Annotated in this window: 1 pseudogene; it reads left to right on the top strand. The window is 54.6% G+C overall.

The features are described from left to right. Positions 1-246: 246 nt before the first annotated feature. A pseudogene (locus H7847_RS26540) lies at positions 247-990 on the top strand (IS110 family transposase); the annotation flags it as partial. Positions 991-1,394 lie beyond the last annotated feature (404 nt).

The following is a 1,394-nucleotide window of genomic DNA, read 5'->3' as shown; positions in this document are numbered from 1 at the left end:
GGACGAAGCATGGGTAATCGGGCTGACCAGATAGTGGGGTGAGGTTCTTGATAGAGTTGCAGTAGATTACTGCAATTTAAGGAGAACGACATGAACTATTATGTGGGATTAGATGTTTCGCTGAGGAGTATTGCAGTTTGCGTCATTGATGCGAATGGCAAGCATGTCTTTGAGCGAACGATCGAATGCGAGATTGATGACATCGCGCGGTGCCTTTAGGATTTACCCGTCTCGAGGTTACGCGTTGGTTTTGAATCCGGGGCAATGAGCCAGCACCTATATTTTGGTCTGCGGGCGGCAGGCTTTGATGTAGTCTGCATGGAGGCGCGCCAGGTCAATGCTGCGTTGTCGGCGATGCGAAACAAGACTGATAAGACGGATGCGCGGGGCATTGCACAGGTGCTGCGGTCCGGATGGTTCAGCGAGGTCTTCATCAAAAGCCGAGAAGCCCATGCACTGCGTGCCTTGCTCAGCAGTCGCAAAGCGATCCAGAAGAAGTGCATTGATCTGGCCAACGAGGTTCGCGGGCTGTTCAGGGTTTTTGGGCTGCGATTACCGTCTCGTGTTGATCAGGGGTCTTTCGACGAACGTGTCAGGCCTTTGGTGGAGGCAGATTCGGATTTATCTCATGCACTTTTGCCACTGCTTGATGCGCGGGTCGTGCTTTACAAAACCTACCGTGAGCTGGATCGGCGTGTGAAACAGGCAGCCAGTCATGATGAGATTTGCTTACGCTTCATGGCAATACCGGGGGTTGGTCCGATTGCAGCTCTGACGTTCCGTGCGGCTGTCGATGATCCGGCGCGGTTTACCAGTTCCCGGACCGTTGCTGCGCATTTTGGGCTGACGCCAAGGCGATATCAATCCGGAGAAATGGATAATCCGGGCCGGATATCGAAGGCTGGCGATCGCGATGTTCGATCGACGCTCTATGCTGCGGCCAATGCGATGATGATGCGATCCGTCGCCAGTTCTGCGATCAAAAGCTGAGGCCTGCGCCTGATGCGCCGAAAAGGTCGCCGCCGCGCCGTTGTTGCCGTCGCCAGGAAACTCGCCGTCATCATGCACCGCATGTGGGCCGATAACACCGAGTTCCGTCATGGATCAACGGAGGGCAATGCATGACCTGATACCCCTTCCAGAAGTCAAAGGCGGGATCGTCCCTCACCGGACGAGGTCTGTAGATGACGCCGAATATTCTCACTGCGCAACTTGAAGCGCGAGACAAAGCGAGGCGCTCCACGTCCAATCCGACACATGCATGCAGCGGCCCAACCGAACAGGACCATCAATGACTGCGAAGAGAAGTGTGACCCGGATGAGAGACAAGGATTCCTACAGCACGGAAATGACACAATGAAATGAACTTGACCCAAACGCCCGATTAGAGAAGT

Origin of the sequence: Roseobacter weihaiensis (assembly GCF_020622345.1) — a bacterium.
Classification (GTDB): Bacteria; Pseudomonadota; Alphaproteobacteria; order Rhodobacterales; family Rhodobacteraceae; genus Roseobacter; species Roseobacter weihaiensis.
The sequence above is the reverse complement of the archived record's forward strand: the minus strand, read 5'-3'. Positions and strand labels throughout refer to the sequence as shown.